Consider the following 21339-nt stretch of genomic DNA (forward strand, 5'->3'; position numbering starts at 1 on the left):
ACCCGGTTATCCCGAGTGCTGCGGCATATAACCCAAATGGTTCGTTATGTCAAGGCGGATGTGCGACATCCGCCTTGCAATCAGTACGCAAAATCCAGTTCCAGCCAGAACTTGCGCGTGCTCACGCTGAAGTCCTTGGCCTGATAACCGGCGTATTTGGCCAGGACCGCGAACTGCCGAACCTTGAAACCAAGGCTGGCATCCCATTCATTGCCGTAATGCTTGCCACCGGTGTCGCTGTCAAAGCGATGATATGTCACGGCGGCGTTAAGGCCAGGCAGCGCCTTGACTTGAGTGAACTTGTACGCAGCGCCAGCATAAGCATCCTGCAGCCCGGCGTAAGCCGCGGTCTGCGGCGTTGTGAGGAACATGTCGGCCCAACCGTTGAACTTGTGCAGCGTGGCCATCGGCGTCTGCACCGCCCATCCGTTATCTGCCCCCAGCTTTTCGTAACCGGCCAAGACACTCAGGTTCGCCACGGCGACGCCGGCTTCCGCGGCAATGTAATCGGCGCTGTAATGGTGCGGATTGGATGCATAGTTCGATTGGCGCGCATAGCTGCCGGCCAGGTTCAGCTTGGCCCTGCCGGCCAGCGGCAACGTGGTGGTCGCCCGCACGCCGTAAGTCTGAGAGCTGTTGGCGAAGACGATCGCCTCCTGGTAATCCAGCACATAAGCAAAGCCCTTGATGTTCACCGGCCCCGCCTTCACCCCAACGCCGGCCAGAATGAACTCTCCATCATAGGCCCGGCGCGGACCCGCATCGACGCCGAAAACCGTGTGCTGGCTGATCGAGTACGTACCGTCGAACGAAACCGGGCCGACGTTAAGCTCTCCCCGGACCGCGTCGAACGTCTGTTCGTTCTGGCGCCATGCCACTGAACCGACCCAGCGTTGATCGTCGAGGTTGATGCGCTGACGGCCGATGGTCACGGCCACGGTCTTGGTCTTGTATTGCAATTGCAGCCGGTTGAGATCGACGTTTTCGGGATCGGCCACCACCGAATACGCGGGACGGCGCTGGCGGCTCGGGCTTGGGAAAGAGAACGCGTTATAGTCGTTGTCGATAGCAAGCGTGCCCTGAGCCTCAGCCAGCAGCGAGAGATTGTGCATCTTGAACTCGGCCCCAGCGCGCAGCCGCATGGTTACCGCGTCAGCGTTCTTCAAGGCATTGTCCTGATCGACGTGCTCCCAGCGCAGGCGCCCGTCGATGATTGGATCGATGGTCAGATCGTCGCTCACCTTGATCGGGTCCCCCGGCGCGGCGAACGCGGGCGAAGCGGCAGCGAGCGGCGCCGCAAGGACTGCGGCCGCGAGAATTATCCTCATGTTCGTTTCCCTTCCTGACGTATTTTTTACCTCGTCAGGCCCTTCTCCCGGTGACCGGCCGCGCGCTTGGCGGTCCGGAAAAGATGGCGCCCGGATTGGTGCTTTTCCGATCCGGGCGCCGGCAATATCAGATACGCACGCCCTGGATCGCGGCGCCCCATGTGGTCCTCCACCGGCTCTTGACCGCGGTCAGGCCCAGCAGCGCCACCACCGCCAGCGCGGCGAAGATCAGGAAGCCGAGCGAAGCGCTGCCCGTCAGCTTCTTGGCGAAGCCCAGCGAAGAGGCGAGGTAGAAGCCGCCTACGCCGCCGCCGAAGCCGACCAAGCCGGTCATCACGCCGATCTCCTTGCGGAAACGCTGCGGCACCAGCTGGAACACCGCTCCATTGCCAACCCCCAGCGTGCCGAGCGTGGCGATGAAGAGCGGCACGGCGATAGTCAGCGAGGCCGGGCCCGTGGCGATCACGCAAAGCAGCGCCGCCGCGACTATGTAAACGACGGTCAGCGTCTTGATGCCGCCGAAACGGTCAGCCAGCGCACCGCCCATGGGACGCACGAGCGAACCCATGAACACCGCCGCCGCGGTGCAATAGCCCGCGATCACCGGCGTAACGCCGAAGCCGTCGGTGTAATACGTGGGCAGCGAGTTGGATAGGCCGACGAAACCGCCGAACGTTACCCCGTAGAACAGCATGAACCACCAGGCGTCCGCTTCCTTGAGCACTTCGGCATAAGCGGAAAGCGGCTTGGGCGCCGGCTGATTGGGGCTGTCTTTCGCAGCGATCAGATAAAAGACGAAAACGGCGATAAGCGGGATCAGCGCCAGGCCGAACACATTGGTCCAACCGTAAGCCTTGGCGAGCAGCGCGGCGAAAAGTGCGGCGAATACCGTGCCCGAATTGCCCATGCCGGCAATGCCCATGGCCTTGCCTTGATGCTCAGGCGGATACCAGCGGCTGGCGAGCGGCAACGACACCGCAAAGCTGGCTCCGGCAAAACCCAGGATGACGCCAAGCGCCAGGGTGCCTTCGAAGCTGGAAATGCCGAAGTGCCAGGCGATGGCCAGCCCGGCAATAACGATGACCTGGCTGATCGTGCCGGTCAGCTTCTGTCCGATGCGGTCTCCCAGAAAACCGTTGACGATGCGCAGAACCGCGCCCGCCAGCGTCGGGATGGCGACCATCAATCCCTTCTGAGCAGGGTCGAGGCCAAGCTCCTTGGAAATGATCGGCGCCAGGGGGCCAAGCATGACCCAGACCATGAATGCGACGTCGAAATAAAGAAATGCGGCGAACAGCGTAGGTCGATGCCCCGCCTGCCAGAAACTCTTGCCTGTTTGCCCGGATTCCATGCTGGTGTCCCCCCTTGTCATGGCTAATGTACTCATTGACACGTCCCCTTCGGACTTGACGAGATTGCTGTGAAACCGATCCTCGCGCGGGCGGGCGCGCATGTGCGCTTCAGGCCCGTGCGTGCGAGGGAGTGAATGGGTTGCGCGACGAGGGACAGCTCGTGCTGGCGGCGGGCTTTGCAAGCGCCACAGGGCCGCGTGAGGAAAATCAGGATTTCGGCGGCGTCCACCTGGGCAGCGCGCTTGAGCGGGAGCGTCAAGGCGTGATCGCCGCCGTGGCCGACGGGGTCAGCGGCGGCAAGCGGGGCCGGGTGGCGGCCGAACTGGCGATCCGCACCTTGATCGAAGGCTTCTATGCCATGCCGGACACTCTCGGTCCGGCGCGCGCCATGCATGCGTCCGTCAATGCCTTTAACCGCTGGCTTCATGGCATGGGCCAGGGCGACGACATGAAGAACGCGGCGACCACATTCACCGCGTTCGTCCTGCGCGGTCGCCGGGCCTATCTGGCCCATGTGGGCGACAGCCGGGCCTGGCGTTTCGCCGGTGGCCGGCTGGCCTGCCTCACCACGGATCACGTCCGCCCCGAGCCGGACTTGCGCCACGTGCTGATCCGCGCGATTGGCATGGAGGCCGAATTGCGGTTCGATCATGCGACGATCGAACTGGCCGAGCATGACCGTCTCCTCTTGACCACGGACGGTGTTCACGGTCCGCTCAGCGCAAACCGGATCGCCGCCATCCTGGGCCAACAGAAATCGGCCGAAGCCACTGTCGAGGAACTTGTCGAAGCGGCGTTGGAAGCCGGGGGAAAGGACAACGCGACGGCCGTGCTGATCGATGTCGTCCGCCTGCCCGCGCCCAATCACGAAGGCATCCTCTCGGGCCTTTCCGCCCTGCCCGCGATCGCGCCGCCGGCGCCCGGCACCGGCTTCGACGGCTTTCGCATCGAGCGGGTGCTCAGCGAGGGACGCTACGCCATCTTGCTCGCGGCCGAAGATGGGGAAGACGGCAGCAAGGTCGTGCTCAAGTTTCCGCGGCCCCACGCGCTTAGCGAAAGGGCGATACGACTGGCTTTTGCTCGCGAATTGCTGCTGGCGCAGCGGGTCGCAAGCCCGTTCGTACTGGCCGCGCATCCGGTTCGGCCCGAACGGCAGACCGCGCTTTACTGCGTACAGCCCCTGCTTGAAGGCGAAACGATGGCCAAGCGCCTGGAACGCGGGCTGCCACCGCTCAAGCTGGCAGTCGAGCACGCCGTCCGGCTGACCCGCGCCATCGTCGCGCTGCACCGGCTGGATGTGATTCACCGCGATATCAAGCCCGACAACGTCATGCTGACAAGTGACGGCGGGTTGAAGCTCATCGATCTTGGCGTCGCTCGCCTGCCCCGCGTCGAGGATTTTCGCGGCGATGAGATTCCCGGCACACCCGGCTTCATGGCTCCCGAACAATTCGCCGGAAACGCGGGAGACGAGCTGACCGACCAGTTCGCCCTCGGCGTCACGCTTTATCGCTGGCTCACCGGGCACTGGCCGTTCGGCGAGCAGGAAGCCTTCCAGCGCCCGCGCTTCGGCCGGCCGGCGCCGCCCTCGCGCCATCGCCCCGAAATTCCCAGCTGGCTTGATGACGTGATCCTGACCGCGATCCAGCCCGAACGCGACGCGCGTTTCGGGGATACCGTGGAATTGCTGCGTGCGCTGGAGCGTGGGGGATCGCTGGAAGTCGTGCCTCGCCGGCCGGTGCCACTGATAGAGCGCAATCCCGCACGCTTCTGGCAACTGGTCAGCGTCGCGCTGGCGCTGGCGCTTTTCCTGTCGCTGATCCTGCGCTGATCGGCCTTGCCCCATCAGACTACGTGCTCCGCCCGGCGCACAACGCAGAAAAGCCGCCTCGACTTGACCTCGAAAAAGAGATCAGATCGGGCGGCACCGTTGCCACGCAATGTTACTGGTTAAGCAGAAGGCCGTTTGCCCGCCCGTCCTTGAGCGGCATCACTTCTGCTGCAAGTCGATACCTAAGCGATTCGCGGCAGCGCCGTAAAGCTTTTTTTGCGTTGCAACAAAAATCACTTTACGGAAGTTTGGCGATGTAGCCGGGAAGATCGGCGGGATCGAAGGCTATGCCGTCGAAAAAACGATTACTTTCCAAAGTCATCACCCCCTGCTGTGTGCTGACGGACGTTTTCTGCCTGAGACTGCCCTCGACCTTGGAGCTGGCGCCGGGAAGTGGTTCACCCGTGCCCAGAAGTGCGCTGCGGTATACGTCCGGGCGAAATACACGACCCGCCTTGCGCGCATGGCCGGCGTCATAAGTGATGCCATCCCACCGCACCATCTGCGTATAAAGCCATTCCGCCTGGCTCACCCAGGGAAAGTTCGCCGCCTCCCGGTACTGGAACATGAAGTCGGGATAATGAACCACCGGTCCGCCCCGCGCAATGAGAAGGCGGTCAGAGATCGCGCGGTGGATCAGTGCCGCAGAACCATCAAGATATTCCGATCGCGCCAGGATGTTCGCATTCAGATCCCAATTGGCGGGATCGACGAAATGCGCGCCCGCCTTGCAGAGCGCACGGATCAGGCGCTCCACGCTTTCGCGCTTTTCCTCGAGCACGTTTTCGCGAAGGGCCAGGACCTTTTCCACGCCGCGCCGCCAGATCTGCGCGCTGGACAGCACGATCTCGCCCGCACCCTGTTCCACCGCCACGCTGTTCCAAGGCTCGCCCACGCAGATGCCGTCCACCTCGCCCTGCTTCAGCGCATCGGCGCAGAAGGGCGGCGGCACCGTGGATATCTCCACGTCGTGATCCGGGCGGATGCCGCAGGCCGCCAGCCAATAGCGCAACATGTAATTGTGGCTCGAATAGCGGTGAACGACGCCGAAGGTCAGCGGCTTTCCTGCCGCACGCCGCTCATCCGCGATCACCTTGAGCGCCGCGCCGACTTCGGCCGGCATTCCCATCTGCCCTTCGGGCCGGACCTGACGGGCCAGTTCCGGTCGCAGCGTGATCGCATTGCCGTTCAAACCCAGCACGAAAGGCACTGAAAGGGGCTGCGCCGGGCGGCCCCGGCCCAATGTGGCGGCAATGGCCAGCGGCGCGATCAGGTGCGCCGCGTCGCTATGGCCGTAAAGCAGGCGATCGAGCACGGTGGCCCAGCTCATGTCCTTTACAAACCGCAGCGAGACGCCCTGCTCTTCGGCGAACCCGTGTTCATGCGCCAGGATCGGCAGGCAGGCGTCCACCAGGGGAAGAAAGCCGATGGTCAGTTCGGTACTCACGTCGCAGCCTCCCCCTGATTTCCGGGACCCATGAGGTTATGGGCGGTAACAATCGCCTCGGCGATTTCGGCAATGCGCTTGCCCTGGTTCATCGCCGCCTTGCGCAGCTCCGCATAAGCGGCAGGCTCGGGCAGGTTCCGGCTGTTCATCAGGATCCGTTTCGCCTGGTCGATCATTTCCCGCTCAGCCAGCTTGTTCTTGGCTTCCGCGAGATCCTTCTGCAACCGGGAGAACGCATTGAAGCGCGTCACCGCAAGGTCCAGGATCGGCCTGATGCGTCCCGGCGCCAAGCCGTCGACGACATAAGAAGACACCCCTGCCTCGACTGACGCCACGATTGATTCGTCATCTGATTCATCGACGAACATCGCGATCGGCCGCTGTAGCGCGCGGCTGACGGTGAAATATTCTTCCAGCACGTCGCGCGAGGGGTTGCCCAGGTCCATCAGCACGATGTCGGGATCGATCTCCCCTATGCGCGCAAGCAGGCCGCGCCTTTCCGTGACCACGAAAAGCTCGCAATCATCCAGCATGGCCAGGCCCTCCTGAATGATGGAGGCGCGCGCGGCGCTTTCGTCGATGATGGCTATGCGCATGGCCCGCCTTCTGCAGTGCAGCGATGGAAGTGGCAAGAGGAAGGATCGGCCCTGCTTATCGCGCCGTCAAATCCTCCGAAACGGGGCCAGTTACGGTAACGGCGCAGTGATCGTCCGACTAGGCACGTTGCCATGCACAAAGCTCAAGAGGTCGGCGAGGCCAACCCAAGGCGCGCTCATTCGGACAAGGGACTGGACTTGCAGCGCACGTCATCGTCAGAGCCCATCACTCCGGCGTCAGGGCTATCCCGCGCATATGGATGACCGGACGAGCGCTAGTGGCCTGGTGGTCGTACTGGGCGGAGGGGTGGCGGGACTGGCCGCTGCCGGCAAGCTGCGCCGCGCCGGCTGGCGCGTGCGGATCATCGAAAGAGCCGGCAGGCTCGGCGGAACTCACCGTTCGCGCCAGATCGGGCCTTACACGTTCGATGTCGGCTCGATCTTTTACGAAAGCGATGCGAAGCTGTTCGATCTTGCGCCAGGCGTTCGGAACCTCTGCCCGCAAGTGATGCGCGTCCAACGCCGCGTCGCACCTGACGGAACGATCCGGCATTATCCGCTGGAACCGCGCGAATTCCTGCATCAACGCCCCCTGTGCCTGGCGCGCGCGATCATTGACCTGGGCTGGTCCCGCCTTACCCTGCGCCGCGACGGAACGCTTGACGCCATTGCCTGCCGGCGCCTGGGCCGGTCGTTCTTCGAAAGCAGCGGCCTGGCGTCCTACATCGCGCGATTTCACCAAGCTCCCGCCAGCCAGATCGACGAATCCTTCTTTCTGCGCCGGATGGCCTTCGTGGAACGCGCGACCAGGCTCGGCGCACTCGCCCGGCTGGCTCTGCACGGGATGGTCACGGACCGTCCACTGAACGCCAAATCACGCAAACCGCTCCATGTCCGGCCTCGCGACGGCGTCGACCCGATTTTCGACCGGATAGGACGAAACCTCATCGCAGCAGGTGTGCAATTGACGCTGGGTGAGGAACTACAGTCGCTCCGGCGCGAGGGAGCGCTTTTTCACGTGCAGACCACCTCTGGGGCCTTTCGCGCGCAGGCGGTAGTGAGCACCATCCCTCTGGACACGCTTCACCGCGCGATCTTCGGTGCGGCCAGCGGCCTGACCTCACTGGACATGATGACACTGTTCGTTTCCGCTGCATGGCTCGATGCCCGGCTGGGCAACGTATTGTTCAATTTCCATCCGCTCGGGCGCTGGAAAAGAGCGACCATCTATTCGCGCATCTATCCCACGCCGTGCACTGGGCGGGAATTTCTGGCGGTCGAAACCACGGTCGCGGCGTCGGGACAATACGATCCGCAAGCGATCTTCGAGGATTTCCGCCAGCACGTCGAACAACTCGGCTTGGCCGCCGGCCTCATTCTGGAAGGTTATGAGCACGTGGAAAACTGCTATCCGCTCTACCACACCGGATCGCAATCGATCCTTGCCCAGATACTGCACCGGATCGCCCGGACGGGAGTAGTGCTGGCGGGCCGACAAGGACGATTCGAATACCTGCCGACATCAAGTGGCGTCATCCGACGCGTGATCGAGGAACTCGACGTCGCCGGCCCAGTCCTCCCAACCTCCGAAATGGCGGCATGAGATGACGGCTTGTGCGTCCTCCCCCAACGATGCCGTCCTATATGACGACGTCGGGCTTCCGTATGTCTTGCGCGGCCCGGCGATCAGGCCGCATCGCAGCGATGCGCGCGCGCGCATCTTCAATGTGAAGTATAGTCCCAACCTGGGTGACGGCTTGCTTTCCGAATGCCTGGAACAAGCGCTGATAGAGAGCGGAGCGGCGGCCGATACGTGGTCGGTCGACCTGGCGGGACGCACCGGTTACGCTTCCGGGCCGGAAGGTCGCGCAATGCAGATGCGCGTGTTGCACACTCTTCCCGATCCGCTGCGCAGACTGGCGGTCCGCTTGCCGCTTGCGGTCCAATCCCGCCGCCTTTGGCGCCCTCATTATCGGCAAGCCCTTGCCGAAGCGGATTGCGCGGTGATCGGCGGCGGCAACCTGATTACCGACCTCGACCTCAATTTTCCGACCAAGATCGGCCTTGTGGTAGAGGAGTGCGCCCGGCGCAGCCTTCCGGTATTTGTCTATGGCTGCGGCGTATCGGAACATTGGAGCGCGCGCGGTCGCGCCCTGTTGGAACGCGCCCTTGACCGGCGCGTGATCCGCCGGGTCTTCGTGCGGGACGAACGCTCTCGCCATATCTGGAATGAACTTGCCGGGACCGCATGGGGGCTGGAGGCGACGCCGGTGCGCGATCCGGGCCTGCTGGCCGCCGAACGCTATGGCATCCCGCCCCGAAATGAGAATGATGAACCGCGGCCCATAGGCATAAACATCACAAGCCCCATCGCTTTGCGATACCATGCCCGCGAGGCCCCCTCTCCGACCGAACTGGAAGCGTGGTATCTCACCCTGGCAAACGCATTGGTGGAACAAGGCCATCGCATCGCAGTCTTCACTAACGGCAGCCCGGAAGACCGCGCCGAGGCGCGACGGTTGCGTCCTGCACTGCAGGCGCTGGGCGCGCATGGCGCGGTCAGCTTTCCGGAATTAAGCACGCCGGCGGAACTGACCCGCTTCATTGCCGGCCTTGGCGCCGTCGCCGCGTTTCGCATGCATGCGGTGATCGCTGCTTATTCCTGCGGCGTGCCTTTCCTGGCGCTCGCCTGGGATCCCAAGCTCAACGCATTCCTGAGTTCGATCGACCGCGAACAATGGCTGTGCCGTCCGCTTCAAGTCTCAGGTGCAGCAGCCGCAGCACAACTTCTGGATGCAATGCGCAAAGGCATCCCCGAACCCGAACGCCGACGGGTGATCGGGCAAGCGCGGCGAGGCGTCATCATGCTGCAGGACGAAATCGCGCGGGATCTGACCAGGCCATGAAACTCCTCTCGTCCCTCTGCGCTTGCGGCCTTGCCACGCTAACCGGCCTGGACATGGTTGCGACGCAAGCGCAGACCTCTTCCCCTACACGCCTCGGCGCGGCTTCCAACTTCTCGCAAGGTTGGAATGAAACAAATGCGCAAGCCGCGCTCGACCTGCCGCTGCCGCGCCTGCGTGACAGCATCCGCTGGGAGGATGTAGAGCGAACGCCCGGCCGATACATGTTCGATCGACCGGCAACGACCTGGCCGGATCGCTTGGCAAGGAACGGCGCTGCCGTCACCTTGACGCTCAACTGGGGCAACCCGCTTTACGACAACGGCGAAACGCCGCATTCGCCAGAAGCGCTTGCCGCGTTCGGGCGCTTCGCTGCGGCAGTGACCCTGCGCTTTCCGCAAATCGATACGCTCGAAATCGGGAACGAGGTGAACAGCGGAAATTTCGTGACCGGCCTGGTGAAAGATGCGGGGCTGGCGCGGCGCGATGCATACCATCTTGCCATGGTTCGCGCCGCAGCCGAGGCGGTTCACAAGGTGCGGCCAGAAGTGAAGATACTCGGAGGCTCCACCCATTCGCTGCCGGCAGGCTACCTGTGGCCCCTGCTTGACCTGCCGGGAGCGGAGGACATTCAAGGGCTGGCGGTGCACCCCTATACCACGCCGATCGATCAACTGCCGGCGCAAGTCGGCCTGCTGCGCGGGCGCGGGCCGGCCGCCGCCCTGCCCCTCTATGTCACTGAGTTCGGAAGTCAGGACGCGCAGCGGGCGTCGGACGATCTGATGCGAGGCTATGCCACGCTGGCGACGCTCGGCACTGCCGAGATGGACTGGTATCCCTTCAACGAACGTGGCGATGGCCTGATCCCGTTGGTGCAGCGTGACGGATCGCTGACAGAGGCCGGCAAGGCGTTCCGCTTTGTCCAGTCCCGGCTCGTCGGTCGGGTCGCGCGCGATGTCAGCCCGGACAGCTTCACGTTCGCTCGCCTGTTCGGCGGCACTATCGAGGTGGTCTGGGGGGCGCCGCGCACCGTGACGATCGATGCGCGCAAAGTCACCGCCTATGACGCCACCGGCGCGCGCCTCGCCCCAACGGGACTGACGCTGCGGGAGGATCGGGCATTGGTGCTGATCGGCGCTGAGCCGCTCAACTCCGGCTCGCTGGTGCAGTTCGGCTGCACCCCGCTGGTCGCTGACAGCTTTTATCAGTTCGACTATCCCTCATCCGGTGCATTGCGGGCAGCGAAAGACGGCTTTGAGCGCTTCCTTCGCTTCGCTGGAACAGATACGCCGTTCGAAGTGATGCCAGGCCAGCAGCGCTCCGGCGTGCTCTGGACACCTTATCTCGGGCTGGCCGACCTCGGCAATCTTCGCCTGACGGCCGATACGATCGTCCCTGCCACCGGCGGCAGGGACAATGCCGTGGTCCACCGCTATCGAGCCGCGAGTGACGGCCATTTCCGTTTACGGGCGACGTTCGAAGTCTCGCCTGATAGTGCGGACGGCATCACTGTCTCCATCATGCTGGACGGGCGCGAACTTTTCGCCCGGTCCGGGACCGCGCCCGTGAAGATCGAGCTTCCGCTGACGCTGCGCAAGGGGCAGGCCCTCTCTTTCGCGGTCGGACCCGGCGGCAATGCGCGGGGAGACATCACCCGCTATCGCATCCAGATTTTCGACCAGGATCGCTGTGCGAACAGCCCTCGCTGATCCGGCTTCCGATTCGCACCGGCCCATCGCGTTCAAGTAGCCTCAACCTGCGCGATGCAGGGTTCAACAGCCGTTTGGGCGGAAAAATCTGCTCATCAAATGCGATTTTGTTGGCGACCGCCCTGTTTTCCATCGGTCAAACGTGGCGGTAAATCTCCCTAACTCCGGGAGCGATTGAGCGCATATTCGGCCCCGCTCGCCGAAATAGCTGAAACGTCCTTCCCCGCGTGGTTAATTTTTCCAACCCACTCCATCCCGTCGACGGGCGCAAATGCGCAAGGTTTTACCTTTCGCCATTTAAGCGCGACAGTACGTGTATGTATGTCCCCATATAAAAGGTAAAACCTTCGATCATACATTTATGTATTTCGTGGTTAATTTGGATTTACTGCATCTCTACAGGCGGCGTTTAGCAACCAGCCCATACCCGTCAGAACGTCGCGGATTTCGGCGCATGAAGCCCAATCCGCCGCCATAACGCTACAGCCACGGGATCGCATCATGACTGACACACACACGGTTGCTCCGACCGCGAGCACAGTAACACCTGCAAGTTGTTTCTATAACGATACTTATGAAAAGAAGGAATGGTATCTGGATGGATCAACGCTTTCACCATTGAGCATCGACACATACTCGGCCTGGAAGGATTACAACGGCGCCGGCGTCAAGATTGGCGTCATTGATTCCCAGATCGACTTTCTCGATAAGGACTTGTGCAAGGCTTACGACACCTCGCAAGATTACAACTTCGCGCTTTGCACCAGCCAGGTCACGATCGATCCGGCCAACTTGCCTTATTTCCATGGAACGGCCGTCGCCGGCGTCATCTCGGCAGAAGCCAACAATGGCTTCGGCACAGTCGGCATCGCATCAGGCGCAACGCTCGTCGGCCTGGGCGTCGATTACAATTCTAGCCAGGTTACTGACCAGATCGTCGCGGCGCTCAAGGCGTCAGCCAAAGTCGACGTCGCCAACAACAGCTGGAGCTTCGTTTCCAACTTCGAAGATGATTTCAACAAGCACCCGGAATATGCCGAAGCTCTAAAATACGCTGTCAGCACCGGGCGCGACGGCCTGGGCACTTCATTGGTATTCGCGGCCGGCAACGCGGGAACCGGCGGCACGTCCAATTACCACAACTTCCAGAACTCGCCCTATTCCATTGCGGTCGGAGCGGTGAACCCAGACGGAACGCCTGCTTGGTTCACCAGCCTTGGCGCCAATGTCCTGGTTTCCGCAGCGGGGTCGGGCGTCTACACGACCGCGCTGAAGGACCGTTTTGCCGATTACAGTGGAACTTCGTTCGCCGCGCCCGCCGTAACTGCGGCGGTTGGTCTGATCCTGCAAGCAAACCCCAATCTGGGCTATCGCGACGTGCAGCAAATCCTGGCCTATTCCGCCCACCGCGAAGGATTGGCGGACAGCGCCAATTTCGGGGACGGCTGGCGCACAAACGGCGCGACGAACTTTAACGGCGGCGGCATGCATTTCAGCGACGCCTTCGGCTATGGTTTCTTGAACGTGCACGACGCGGTTCGCCTTGCGGAAAGCTGGACAGAGCAACAGACGTACGCGAACCTCGATAGCGTGTGCGGCTCCGTGAAAGTCGGAAAGACCCTGGTGGCCGGATCGAACGATCACATCTCGGCCCAGATCCATCTCGATCAGGCGATCGATATCGAGCACGTGCAGCTCGGACTCGATCTGCGCTGGGTCGATACGGGCGATCTCGATGTCTACCTGACTTCGCCGGACGGCACGACGGTGCGCCTTGTCTATGACCTGCCGGGCCAGGATCGCGCGGGGAGCCTGCGCAACTTCGTGTTCGATTCCGTTGCGTCAATGGGCGAACAATCGGCCGGGAACTGGACGATCGATGTTTACAACCGGGATCCCGCCGCGGTTGACAAGACCGGTGCGCCAATGACCGGCCTGTTCCAGGGCGCCACCCTGACTGTCACCGGCAATGGCGACGGCTTGGCGAACGACACTTACGTTTACACCGACGAATTGGGCACGCTGTACCACGGCGCGGATCTTGCGGCGCGCAGTGTGCTTAACGACTTGAATGGCGGCACCGACACGATCAATGCGGCCGCGGTCACCTCGAACTCGGTGATAGACCTGTCCGGCGCATCCAAGTCCGTGATCGCTGGGGTCACCGTCTCGATCGCGGCGAACACGATCGAGAATGCCTTCGGCAGCGACGGCAACGATACCCTGATCGGCAGCAAGGCTGCCAATATCATCCACGGCGGGCGGGGCGACGATACGATCTACTTCAGCTTCGGCAACGACGTGCTGGACGGCGGCCAGGGCAATGACCGGCTGATGGTCAACACCGCCTTCGACAGCATCACCGGCCAGGTCACGAGGGACGGTGCGGTAGTGATATCGGATCGCGCCGGCGACGTTTCCACCGTTTCGGGCGTGGAAACCTTCGTCTTCTCCGACGCGACTTATTCCTATCAGCAATTGCAGACGCTTTTCCGGCCTGCCACTGGCGCAACTTTAGCGTCTGCAACGATCTCTGCGCCGCAGGCCGTTGCAGCGGCAAACGTCATGAGCGGCACTGCGGACGCCGACAAGATCAAGGGAACCAACGCTGCCGATGTTATCGATGGCAAGGCCGGGGACGACTTCATCAAGGGCTGTGATGGCGATGACCGGATAGCGGGCGGCGGCGGTCACGACCGGCTGTACGGCGGCGCCGGGGCCGACACGTTCGTGTTCGACATCACGCATCGTGACGCACTCGACACGATCTACGACTTCGATGCGCGCGAAGGAGATCGTATCCTCGTGACCGGCCTCAACGCCAGTGCCGGGGCCAGGTTCGATTTCGAAAGCCATGGTGGCAATGTCTATCTGGAAATGCACCTTGGCGAAGAGTCCTTCGACATCGCCCGGATCAAAGGCGATGACGTCGATCATCTCGCCACCAGCCTGAGCATGAGCATGAGCGATATGGGCATCCTCTGGGCTTAGAGCACTTCTCGGCCGATGTGCATCGCCGTGATTGCGTCAGGAAATCCGCTGGCAGCGTTGTGCTCTAAACGCCCGCCGCCAGCCTATCAGACAGGCACGGGAACAAGGGCTCCGGAAAACCGGGGCCCTTGTCGATCGCGCATGAAACGAATCCGTTTCGAACCGGCGAGCAATTTCCTGCGATGGGACGGAGAGCATCCAAATGGCCATCGCGGCGTTCGCTTAAGTTATAAACACAATAGTAATAACACTTATTATAAATCCAATACAGAATAAATGCAATGGAACAAAATAAAACACGCCATCCTATTTGTTGCCAAGCATCAACAGCAACGATTATTAATCCATTCATCTCGAGCGGGGCTCGATTCGCCGATAAGATGAAAAGGGTAGCCGGCACCACGTGATCGAGAAGGCACTGCGCAAGCAGACGAATTGACACAGGGCAGCACACTGAAAGGAATCTCTCATGGCAGTGATTACTGGAACATCGGGCGGCAATAAGATCGAAGGCACTTCGGACCCCGACATCATCGATGCGGGCGGCGGCCTTGACGCCGTTCACGCGGCGGGCGGCGACGATATCGTGGCCGGCGGCGCCAATCGCGACAATCTTTACGGCGATGACGGCAACGACACATTGAGCGGAGAGGGTTCGAACGACAAACTCTATGGCGGCGCCGGCAACGATACGCTGGACGGCGGCGGCCAGGACGACCGGCTTTATGGCGGCGATGGCGATGACACCATCATCGGCGGCGACGGCGACGACGTGCTTTACGGGGACAACGCCGCTGACGGCAACGATAGCGAGGGCTATCACGACGTCTTCCTGTTCGATTCCGCGGACGGCAATGACAAAGTGTTCGATTTCGAACACGGCATTGACCAGGTGCAATTGACCAGCGGCGGGTCCTACTCACTCAGCTACACCGGATCGGGAAATACCGTGCTGACTTACGGGGCGACGACCGTAACCTTCTACGACGAGCATCTCGACGCTTCCGATATCCTCGTACTTTGACGATCTTCTCCCGAACCAGCCGGGGGTGAAAGGATGAGGCGCGGCGCATCGCCGCGCCTCATTTGCATCCGTTTCGGCAGCGATCAGCGCCATGTCTTTGGCGCGGCGATGCGCCGGTTCTTCGGCCAGGCCCGCGCCTTGGCCGCGCAACTGGCTTGAAATCGGCGCATGGTCAGGTTCGGCGGCAAGGCAGATCAGACTACATTTCGAGCAGACAGCCCACTATCAATGCCGGGAGGCCCATTTGAGCTTGCAAGCCGTTTCCCATCGCGCAGCGGCGCGCGACAGTTTGCGCCCCAACCTTTTTATCATCGGCGCGTCAAAGGCGGGTTCCAGCGCGTTGCATGCCTATCTGGCAGCTCATCCGCAGATCTGCATGAGCACTGAGAAGGAACCCTGTTTTTTTGTCGACCAGGAGGAATTGCGGGCAGCGTGGCCAGTCATGGCGCGCCAGCCCTGCTCGCACGATTGGGATGCCTATCTCGATCTCTGGAAAGGCGGAGAGGATGCCTGCTATCGCGGCGAGGGCAGCGTTTACTATTCGCAGACGCCCCATCGCAGCGACGTGCCGGCGCGCATCGCCTCCGTCAGCCCGCAAGCTAGGATCATTTACGCCGTGCGCGAACCGGTGACACGGGCGATCGGCCATTACTGGCAACGCTTCAAGGAATTTCAGGAGCCACTGCCGATCGAAAGGGCCGTGCGTGAAAACGCGCTCTATCGCGACAGTTCGGACTATGCGCTGCAATTGCAAGCCTATCTCGAACACTTCGATATCTCGCAAATTCACATAGTCGTCGCCGAAGATTTGCGGGCGCATCGGCGGCAGGTTCTGGCGCAATGCATTGACTGGCTGGGGCTGGAGCCTTTCGCATACGAGGAGTTTCAGCTTGCCGACCGGCATCGGTCGCCGCCGACTACCCGACGGCAGCGTTTTCCCCTTGTCGCCCACGTCCGGGATTCCAGGTTCTGGTCGACCATACGCAAGCGTCTTCCGGCCAGTGCAGTTTCACGGCTGCGCCAGGCGTCGACCGTCACTTTCGATAAGCACTCGGTGGATGAAAGCGTCGCCCGCGCTTATCTGGCGGATCATCTGGCTCCGCGCCGAGCGGCCTTCGAAGCGCTGATCGGGCGCCGCATCATGGCATGGGACATGTCCTGAGGGCGCATCCCCGTGAACGCCATGCCCATCGCGCTGTTCTGGCTTCTGGCGATCTGGGGACTGCTCAGCCGCGGACCAGTGTTGCTTTACCTGTTTTTCGCGACCTTGCCGATCGGCGCCTTTGCAGTGCTTCCCACTGCGGTCACGGGCGGATTGACTTTCACGCCTACGCCGATCCTGACCCTGCTGCTGATCTTCAGAACCTTCTCCGATCGCGGAGGATTGGCGGCATTCCTGACACTGGCCACGCTGCCGCAAAGGCTGATGCTGCTGGCCCTGTTCTGGATGGTCGCCGCGATCACCACCGTGTTCATGCCGCGCCTCTTCGCCGGAGCGGCGATGGTGGTGCCGATCCGGGGCGTCGTAAGCACCACAGCGCCCCTGCAGCCTACGGCGCAGAACATCTCACAGTTCGCTTATCTCTCGATCGCTGTGCTTTCAGTCTTCGCTTTCGCTCGCCTGCTCCAGTCGCCCGCCATGCGCCAGCACGCCTTCAAGGCCATGTGCCTGGGCGCGTTTGTCACCATTGTTACCGGCCTGCTGGACTTTGCCAGCCAGTTCCTGCCGCTTGCGCCGCTGTTGGAGCCGTTCCGCACCGCCAGTTATGCCCTGCTGACCGATATCGAGGTGATGGGCGGCAAGCGGGTCGTCGGGCTGATGCCCGAAGCCTCGGCATATGGCGGGCAATGCCTGGCCTTCCTGAGCGCGCTATATTTCTATCGCCGCGCCCTTGCCGAGGGTCGCCTGCGCGATCTGTATGTTCCGATCCTGTTAGGCGGCCTGGCCCTCTGCGCGTGGCTTTCCACGTCTTCAGGAACATATGTCGGTGTCGCCGTGCTGCTATTGGTCGCCGCGCTGGAATGGTTCCTGCGAGCTAACACGGACGAGCGCCGGAGCGCCGTGTATCGCTGCGGGCTCGTAGGCGAGATGTCCGTCACGGTATGCGCCGTCATCGTTGCCGCCGCGCTGGCGATCCTGCAACCGCATATCTTCGATCCAGTTTATGCCCTGGTCGAACGCATGGTGTTGGAAAAACAGTCCTCCAGTTCCTTCGGCGAACGGGGAATGTGGCGCGCCACGGCGGTCTCCGCGCTGCTGGAAACACATGGGTTCGGCGTGGGCCTGGGTGGAACGCGAGCCTCCAGCAGCATAGTCGCCATATTCAGCAACACTGGTGTGATCGGCGGAATGCTGTTCTACGCCTTTGTGCTGCAAAGCCTGCTGCGCGGCGCTTGGCGCGCGACGATCGAGATGCAGCTTATCGTCGCCGCCTTGCGCTTTTCCTTCATCCCGCCTTTCGTGCTTTCGCTCATGGTCGGCGACGCCGACTTCAGCGGAATGACCGCGTTCGGTTTCGGCATCGTCACCGCTCTTGCCGCAAGCGCGCGCCAAAATCGACGCGCACAGCGCATCGCAGGGCCGATCCCGCCGAGCGATGCCGCATATCAGCTGAGGTGGTGAACTTGGTCAATCGCCGATCAACTCGTCCTCGAACGCCTGCCTGCGCAGGCCGATCAACCAGAACAGTGTAAACAGCATAAGCCAGACGGGCCAAAACAATCCGTCACGCATATCGCGCCTTAGCCGGCCAGGAACCGGCACCGGGCCTTGAACGCCGGCAAAACAGCACGCAGCAATGAACCAGCCTACAAGATAAACGGCAGTGGCTGCGACAAGCATCTGGGGCATCCCGCCTCCCTTCCCTTCTACATTTCCAATATCTTGCGCGGATCGACCTGGCCGCGCAGGCAATCGACCACGGCCAGCACGTTGCCGAGCAATCGCCCGCGCCGATCAATCAGCGGCTCCGGCTTTACGCTGCGCAGAGTATTGGCGAGCACGTTCTTCGTCATCAACCGGTTCCCGAAGCCGGCGCGCATCGTGCCCTTGCGCTTCAGATAGACGATATTGGCGACCTGTGAATATCCCAGGCGCTTGCCCGAGGTGCGCCCGCCGCTGACGCCCAGATGCACCCCAGTCACGCTTGAACAAGCAATCATGCTTCCCCGACGGCCAAGGCGATTGGTGAAATCGACGTCCTCCTGCCAGCCATAGAGCGGAAGATTCTCGTCAAAGCGCAATCCTTGAGCCGCGGCAACGCGGATAGCCATGTTGCAACCATAGAGTTCCTGCCGCTCGACGATCGTGGGTGGAAACCGGGAGGGCGCATCCGCGATCATCGCTTGAGCCTGCTCGATCGTATAGCCGCCGTGAAGCACGCCATCGGCCAACAGGCTTCCGGTGATCCCCACCACCTGCGGCTTCGCGCGAAACAGCGCCTCGACGTTGGCGATGTAATCACGCGCCGGGATGAAATCGTCATCGAAGAAAATGATAGCGTCCGCCCGGCCTTCCAGCGCTCCCAGCGCGCGATTGCGCTGACGGCAGAGCCCTTTCTCCGAAAACAGGATTTCCGGCCTTCCCGGTAGCCGATCCACCCCGGCAACGTCGCGCGGCGTCACGCTTGCCACCACGATTCCATCCGCCGGACGGGATTGGCGAGCCAACAAACTGACCGTCCGGCGCACCAGGGCCGCGCGGCCGACAGTCGCGATCACAACAAAGATCCTCATGAAATCATGCCTCCTTCAGCACCCCTGCGCTGCGCTCAAACCGCTTCAGGAACCCTCTGAGACGCACTTGCAACGGGCGCTCCAACAGCAGTGCGAAAAGGCCCGCTAATCCGGTGCAAAAAACTGCGGTCAGGATGACGCAAACCATCGGCGCCAACCCTGTCCGATACATTGCGCCCAGGATGAAACCGCCGGTGATCTGATTGATGAGGTAAAGCGGATAAGTCACCAGACCGGCGATGGTCGCAAGGCGGACAAAGCGCGGGCCCGAACCAACGCGGCTGAGGACACACGCGCTCATAACCAGCGTCGCCACGCCCCATACCTCGGCGGCCGCCAGCGGATCTTGCCCAAAGCGCGAGACGCCCACGCTGGAAAGCCCGGCATAATAGGTCGAAATCAGCGAGGCCGTGTAATTGGCAGCGAAGATGGCTGCATTGATGCGCAGACTCCTTCGCATAAACATCTGATAAAGTGCTGCGCCAGCTACAAAATAGCAATTCGTGGTAACCAGCGTGACACGCAGTTTATAAGACGCAGCCAGGCTGGCGAGGTCTCTTCCCGCATCTCCAAAAATGCCTGCCTCTCCCAACAGAACAGCACCCCACAGGATCAGGTTGAAAATCGTCGATGCGATCATGATCGAGGTGATCCGGCCGATCGCGCCCGTTTTGATGCAAGCAAAGACAGCGCCGTAGAACACCGCTTCCGTCACCAGGGTCCATACCGCGCCATCGACCCACGGCCCCACCGGGAAGAGCGCCAATGACCGCATCAACCGTATGGCAAGTTCCCTTGCGGGAAGCACTCCGCAACCGAGAAGCACCAGTGCGGAAAGGGTTGAGAAGACCCAGAGGCCGGGGACGATGCGAGCGATGCGCCCGATCAGGAAATCGGAAGCGGACTTGTTCTCGGCTGACATCAGGATGACGAATCCCGATATCACGAAGAATATCTGCACGCCCACCCACCCCAGGCTCGCCCATCCCTGCGACCCATAGAATATCACGGGATTTCCCACGACGGCCCTTATACCGCGCGACCGCTCCGCTTCCGCCCATGACAGAAACACGAGGTGATAGAACATGACCGCCTGCGCCGCGAGCAGACGTGCGATATCGAGCGAGGAAACCTCACGCGTTCTCCTTGCACTCATGTCATCTCCTGATGCACGGCGGCCTCGGCAAGGACGTCTTGATAATGCGCCAGGATTTGCTCGGCCCAGCTCTCCTCGCTGTTGCACAGCTCGCCGTAACGGGCATGCCCAGCGCGAGACATGGCCGATATGCACGCATCGTCGGCATGAAGCCGCATGAGTTCGGTTGCAAATGCCACGACATCGGCGGTATTCATCGCCACGCCCAAGCCCGCGCCCGCAATCTCCCCGGCAATCAGCGCGCGATCGTTCACGATCACGGGTACGCCTGAGCCGATCGCTTCCAAGGCGACAAGACCAAAAGGTTCGGACCAGCGACTGGGCATGACGGCCAGTCGCGCACGCATCAATGCCCGCGCCACCCCGGCGCGGTCCTGCCGCCCCAGAAACACCGACTTTGGATTGAGCGCGCGCAATTCCCCCATCGCACTGCCCTCCCCTACGAAGGTCAGCGGCACGCCGGCGATGGCCGCCGCTCTCGCGGCCAGATCAGCGCCCTTCTCAGTGGAAATTCGCCCGATGAACACGACGCCTCGGTTTTCCTCCGCCCGCACACGATCGGCGCAGGGCGGGGCGGCCGGGTTACGCACTGCATGAAGTCTGGCCGCCGGCCATCCCGCGACCTTCAGGTTGGCCGCCTGGCCTGGATGAATAAGCAGCATGCGCGTCGCGCCGGCCACGTCGCCACCCAGTTCGCGCCGCAGCGCCTCGCGTCCCGAACGCCATAGTTTCTCGGCGCGCGAAGATTTGTCGCACTGAGTGCGCAAGCAGGGGATGGACAATGGCTTTAGCCGGCAATCCCGCTCGGTGGTGTAATTGAAGAAAGCGCCGTTCGGGCAGCCATTGAAATAGTCGTGCGCATGGAGGATCAATCGCTCCCGCACTTGTCGGAGAGCGCCGAATACGGCGGGCGTAAGGATCTTCGACCAGCCGTGAAGATGATAGATCGTACCGGGGCTGTCATGGCACCGGATCCAGTCATGCACTCTCGAAAAAACCGCGCGATTATAGAGCCCCAGCGTCAGGGCGCTCAGCCGCGTCCGATCCAGCAGCGGTTTGCCATGCAGGGGAATGAAATCAACGTCATCGCGCCGGAACCCGGAGCCGTCGTCCCCCGCGAAAAACGTCACCAATACCCCGCGCCGACGCAATTGCGCAATCAACACTTGCACAAGGTACGAGGCGCCCCCCAGCGCCTGGCTGAAATCGTGAAACAACACGACGCGCTGCAGACGATCGGCAGCGGGCGCAGACTGATACAGCATTT

At 62.0% G+C, this 21339-nt stretch carries 17 protein-coding genes; 9 read left to right on the plus strand and 8 right to left on the minus strand.

Features of this window, described 5'->3' with window-relative positions; translation table 11 throughout:
* Positions 1-80: 80 nt before the first annotated feature.
* On the minus strand, positions 81-1328 hold the full coding sequence (locus V7D69_RS10065; protein ID WP_333605726.1) for an alginate export family protein: 1248 nt from the start codon (positions 1326-1328) through the stop codon (positions 81-83).
* Positions 1329-1455: 127 nt separating this feature from the next.
* Entirely contained in the window at positions 1456-2679 is a 1224-nt protein-coding gene (locus V7D69_RS10070) for a nitrate/nitrite transporter (protein WP_324062572.1), read from the minus strand.
* A 131-nt stretch (positions 2680-2810) separates the two neighbouring features.
* On the opposite strand from V7D69_RS10070, the gene V7D69_RS10075 reads away from it, so the two are divergent.
* Positions 2811-4511 (plus strand): protein kinase domain-containing protein, encoded by a 1701-nt coding sequence (locus V7D69_RS10075; RefSeq protein WP_324062574.1) that lies wholly within the window; start codon positions 2811-2813, stop codon positions 4509-4511.
* Between the two features lie 238 nt (positions 4512-4749).
* On the opposite strand, the gene V7D69_RS10080 is transcribed toward V7D69_RS10075, so the two are convergent.
* Together V7D69_RS10080 and V7D69_RS10085 are read right to left on the minus strand one after the other, a co-directional pair.
* Positions 4750-5958 (minus strand): ABC transporter substrate-binding protein, encoded by a 1209-nt coding sequence (locus V7D69_RS10080; protein ID WP_333605727.1) that lies wholly within the window; start codon positions 5956-5958, stop codon positions 4750-4752.
* Entirely contained in the window at positions 5955-6554 is a 600-nt protein-coding gene (locus tag V7D69_RS10085) for an ANTAR domain-containing response regulator (RefSeq protein WP_324062303.1), read from the minus strand. The genes V7D69_RS10080 and V7D69_RS10085 overlap by 4 nt, the downstream gene beginning before the upstream one ends.
* A gap of 256 nt (positions 6555-6810) precedes the next feature.
* Between V7D69_RS10085 and V7D69_RS10090 the strand changes: the two genes are divergently transcribed.
* The 8 genes from V7D69_RS10090 to V7D69_RS10125 all read left to right on the plus strand — a co-directional run bounded on the left by V7D69_RS10090 (position 6811) and on the right by V7D69_RS10125 (position 17804).
* On the plus strand, positions 6811-8157 hold the full coding sequence (locus V7D69_RS10090; RefSeq protein WP_333605728.1) for an FAD-dependent oxidoreductase: 1347 nt from the start codon (positions 6811-6813) through the stop codon (positions 8155-8157).
* A gap of 1 nt (position 8158) precedes the next feature.
* Positions 8159-9460 (plus strand): polysaccharide pyruvyl transferase family protein, encoded by a 1302-nt coding sequence (locus V7D69_RS10095; RefSeq protein ID WP_333605729.1) that lies wholly within the window; start codon positions 8159-8161, stop codon positions 9458-9460.
* Positions 9457-11166, plus strand: a complete 1710-nt coding sequence (locus V7D69_RS10100) for a hypothetical protein (RefSeq protein WP_333605730.1) — start codon at positions 9457-9459, stop codon at positions 11164-11166. Before V7D69_RS10095 ends, V7D69_RS10100 begins: the two co-directional genes overlap by 4 nt.
* 501 nt (positions 11167-11667) lie before the next feature.
* The gene (locus tag V7D69_RS10105; protein WP_333605731.1) at positions 11668-14157 is read left to right on the plus strand and encodes a S8 family serine peptidase; all 2490 of its coding nucleotides are present in this window, start codon (positions 11668-11670) and stop codon (positions 14155-14157) included.
* A gap of 469 nt (positions 14158-14626) precedes the next feature.
* Positions 14627-15181 carry a calcium-binding protein gene (locus V7D69_RS10110; RefSeq protein WP_324061736.1) on the plus strand — a complete coding sequence of 185 codons (555 nt, stop codon included), beginning with the start codon at positions 14627-14629 and terminating at the stop codon, positions 15179-15181.
* A 33-nt stretch (positions 15182-15214) separates the two neighbouring features.
* On the plus strand, positions 15215-15340 hold the full coding sequence (locus V7D69_RS10115; protein WP_324061734.1) for a hypothetical protein: 126 nt from the start codon (positions 15215-15217) through the stop codon (positions 15338-15340).
* Between the two features lie 85 nt (positions 15341-15425).
* Complete coding sequence (locus V7D69_RS10120; RefSeq protein WP_333605732.1) at positions 15426-16343, plus strand: sulfotransferase family protein; 918 nt, start codon at positions 15426-15428, stop codon at positions 16341-16343.
* A gap of 21 nt (positions 16344-16364) precedes the next feature.
* On the plus strand, positions 16365-17804 hold the full coding sequence (locus V7D69_RS10125) for a hypothetical protein (protein WP_324061739.1): 1440 nt from the start codon (positions 16365-16367) through the stop codon (positions 17802-17804).
* Between the two features lie 6 nt (positions 17805-17810).
* Here the strand turns inward: V7D69_RS10125 and V7D69_RS10130 are convergent, their stop codons facing one another.
* The 4 genes from V7D69_RS10130 to V7D69_RS10145 are packed head-to-tail and all read right to left on the minus strand — an operon-like array spanning position 17811 to position 21337.
* Complete coding sequence (locus V7D69_RS10130) at positions 17811-18032, minus strand: hypothetical protein (RefSeq protein WP_333605733.1); 222 nt, start codon at positions 18030-18032, stop codon at positions 17811-17813.
* Positions 18033-18049: 17 nt separating this feature from the next.
* Positions 18050-18916 carry a glycosyltransferase family 2 protein gene (locus V7D69_RS10135; protein ID WP_333605734.1) on the minus strand — a complete coding sequence of 289 codons (867 nt, stop codon included), beginning with the start codon at positions 18914-18916 and terminating at the stop codon, positions 18050-18052.
* Between the two features lie 4 nt (positions 18917-18920).
* Positions 18921-20072, minus strand: coding sequence for an acyltransferase family protein (locus tag V7D69_RS10140; protein ID WP_333605735.1), 1152 nt, complete (start codon positions 20070-20072; stop codon positions 18921-18923).
* The gene (locus tag V7D69_RS10145) at positions 20069-21337 is read right to left on the minus strand and encodes a glycosyltransferase family 4 protein (protein WP_333605736.1); all 1269 of its coding nucleotides are present in this window, start codon (positions 21335-21337) and stop codon (positions 20069-20071) included. The genes V7D69_RS10140 and V7D69_RS10145 overlap by 4 nt, the downstream gene beginning before the upstream one ends.
* Positions 21338-21339: the final 2 nt, after the last annotated feature.

It is taken from the genome of Novosphingobium sp. (genome assembly GCF_036733805.1).
GTDB lineage: Bacteria > Pseudomonadota > Alphaproteobacteria > Sphingomonadales > Sphingomonadaceae > Novosphingobium.

What these genes read in the sequence shown, in the direction of transcription:
- V7D69_RS10065 (WP_333605726.1), bottom strand. Translation starts at nt 1,328, where the DNA reads ATGAGGATAATTCTCGCGGCCGCAGTCCTTGCGGCGCCGCTCGCTGCC.
- V7D69_RS10070 (WP_324062572.1), bottom strand. Translation starts at nt 2,679, where the DNA reads ATGGAATCCGGGCAAACAGGCAAGAGTTTCTGGCAGGCGGGGCATCGA.
- V7D69_RS10085 (WP_324062303.1), bottom strand. Translation starts at nt 6,554, where the DNA reads ATGCGCATAGCCATCATCGACGAAAGCGCCGCGCGCGCCTCCATCATT.
- V7D69_RS10090 (WP_333605728.1), top strand. Translation starts at nt 6,811, where the DNA reads ATGGATGACCGGACGAGCGCTAGTGGCCTGGTGGTCGTACTGGGCGGA.
- V7D69_RS10095 (WP_333605729.1), top strand. Translation starts at nt 8,159, where the DNA reads ATGACGGCTTGTGCGTCCTCCCCCAACGATGCCGTCCTATATGACGAC.
- V7D69_RS10100 (WP_333605730.1), top strand. Translation starts at nt 9,457, where the DNA reads ATGAAACTCCTCTCGTCCCTCTGCGCTTGCGGCCTTGCCACGCTAACC.
- V7D69_RS10105 (WP_333605731.1), top strand. Translation starts at nt 11,668, where the DNA reads ATGACTGACACACACACGGTTGCTCCGACCGCGAGCACAGTAACACCT.
- V7D69_RS10110 (WP_324061736.1), top strand. Translation starts at nt 14,627, where the DNA reads ATGGCAGTGATTACTGGAACATCGGGCGGCAATAAGATCGAAGGCACT.
- V7D69_RS10115 (WP_324061734.1), top strand. Translation starts at nt 15,215, where the DNA reads ATGAGGCGCGGCGCATCGCCGCGCCTCATTTGCATCCGTTTCGGCAGC.
- V7D69_RS10125 (WP_324061739.1), top strand. Translation starts at nt 16,365, where the DNA reads ATGCCCATCGCGCTGTTCTGGCTTCTGGCGATCTGGGGACTGCTCAGC.
- V7D69_RS10130 (WP_333605733.1), bottom strand. Translation starts at nt 18,032, where the DNA reads ATGCCCCAGATGCTTGTCGCAGCCACTGCCGTTTATCTTGTAGGCTGG.
- V7D69_RS10135 (WP_333605734.1), bottom strand. Translation starts at nt 18,916, where the DNA reads ATGAGGATCTTTGTTGTGATCGCGACTGTCGGCCGCGCGGCCCTGGTG.
- V7D69_RS10140 (WP_333605735.1), bottom strand. Translation starts at nt 20,072, where the DNA reads ATGAGTGCAAGGAGAACGCGTGAGGTTTCCTCGCTCGATATCGCACGT.
- V7D69_RS10145 (WP_333605736.1), bottom strand. Translation starts at nt 21,337, where the DNA reads ATGCTGTATCAGTCTGCGCCCGCTGCCGATCGTCTGCAGCGCGTCGTG.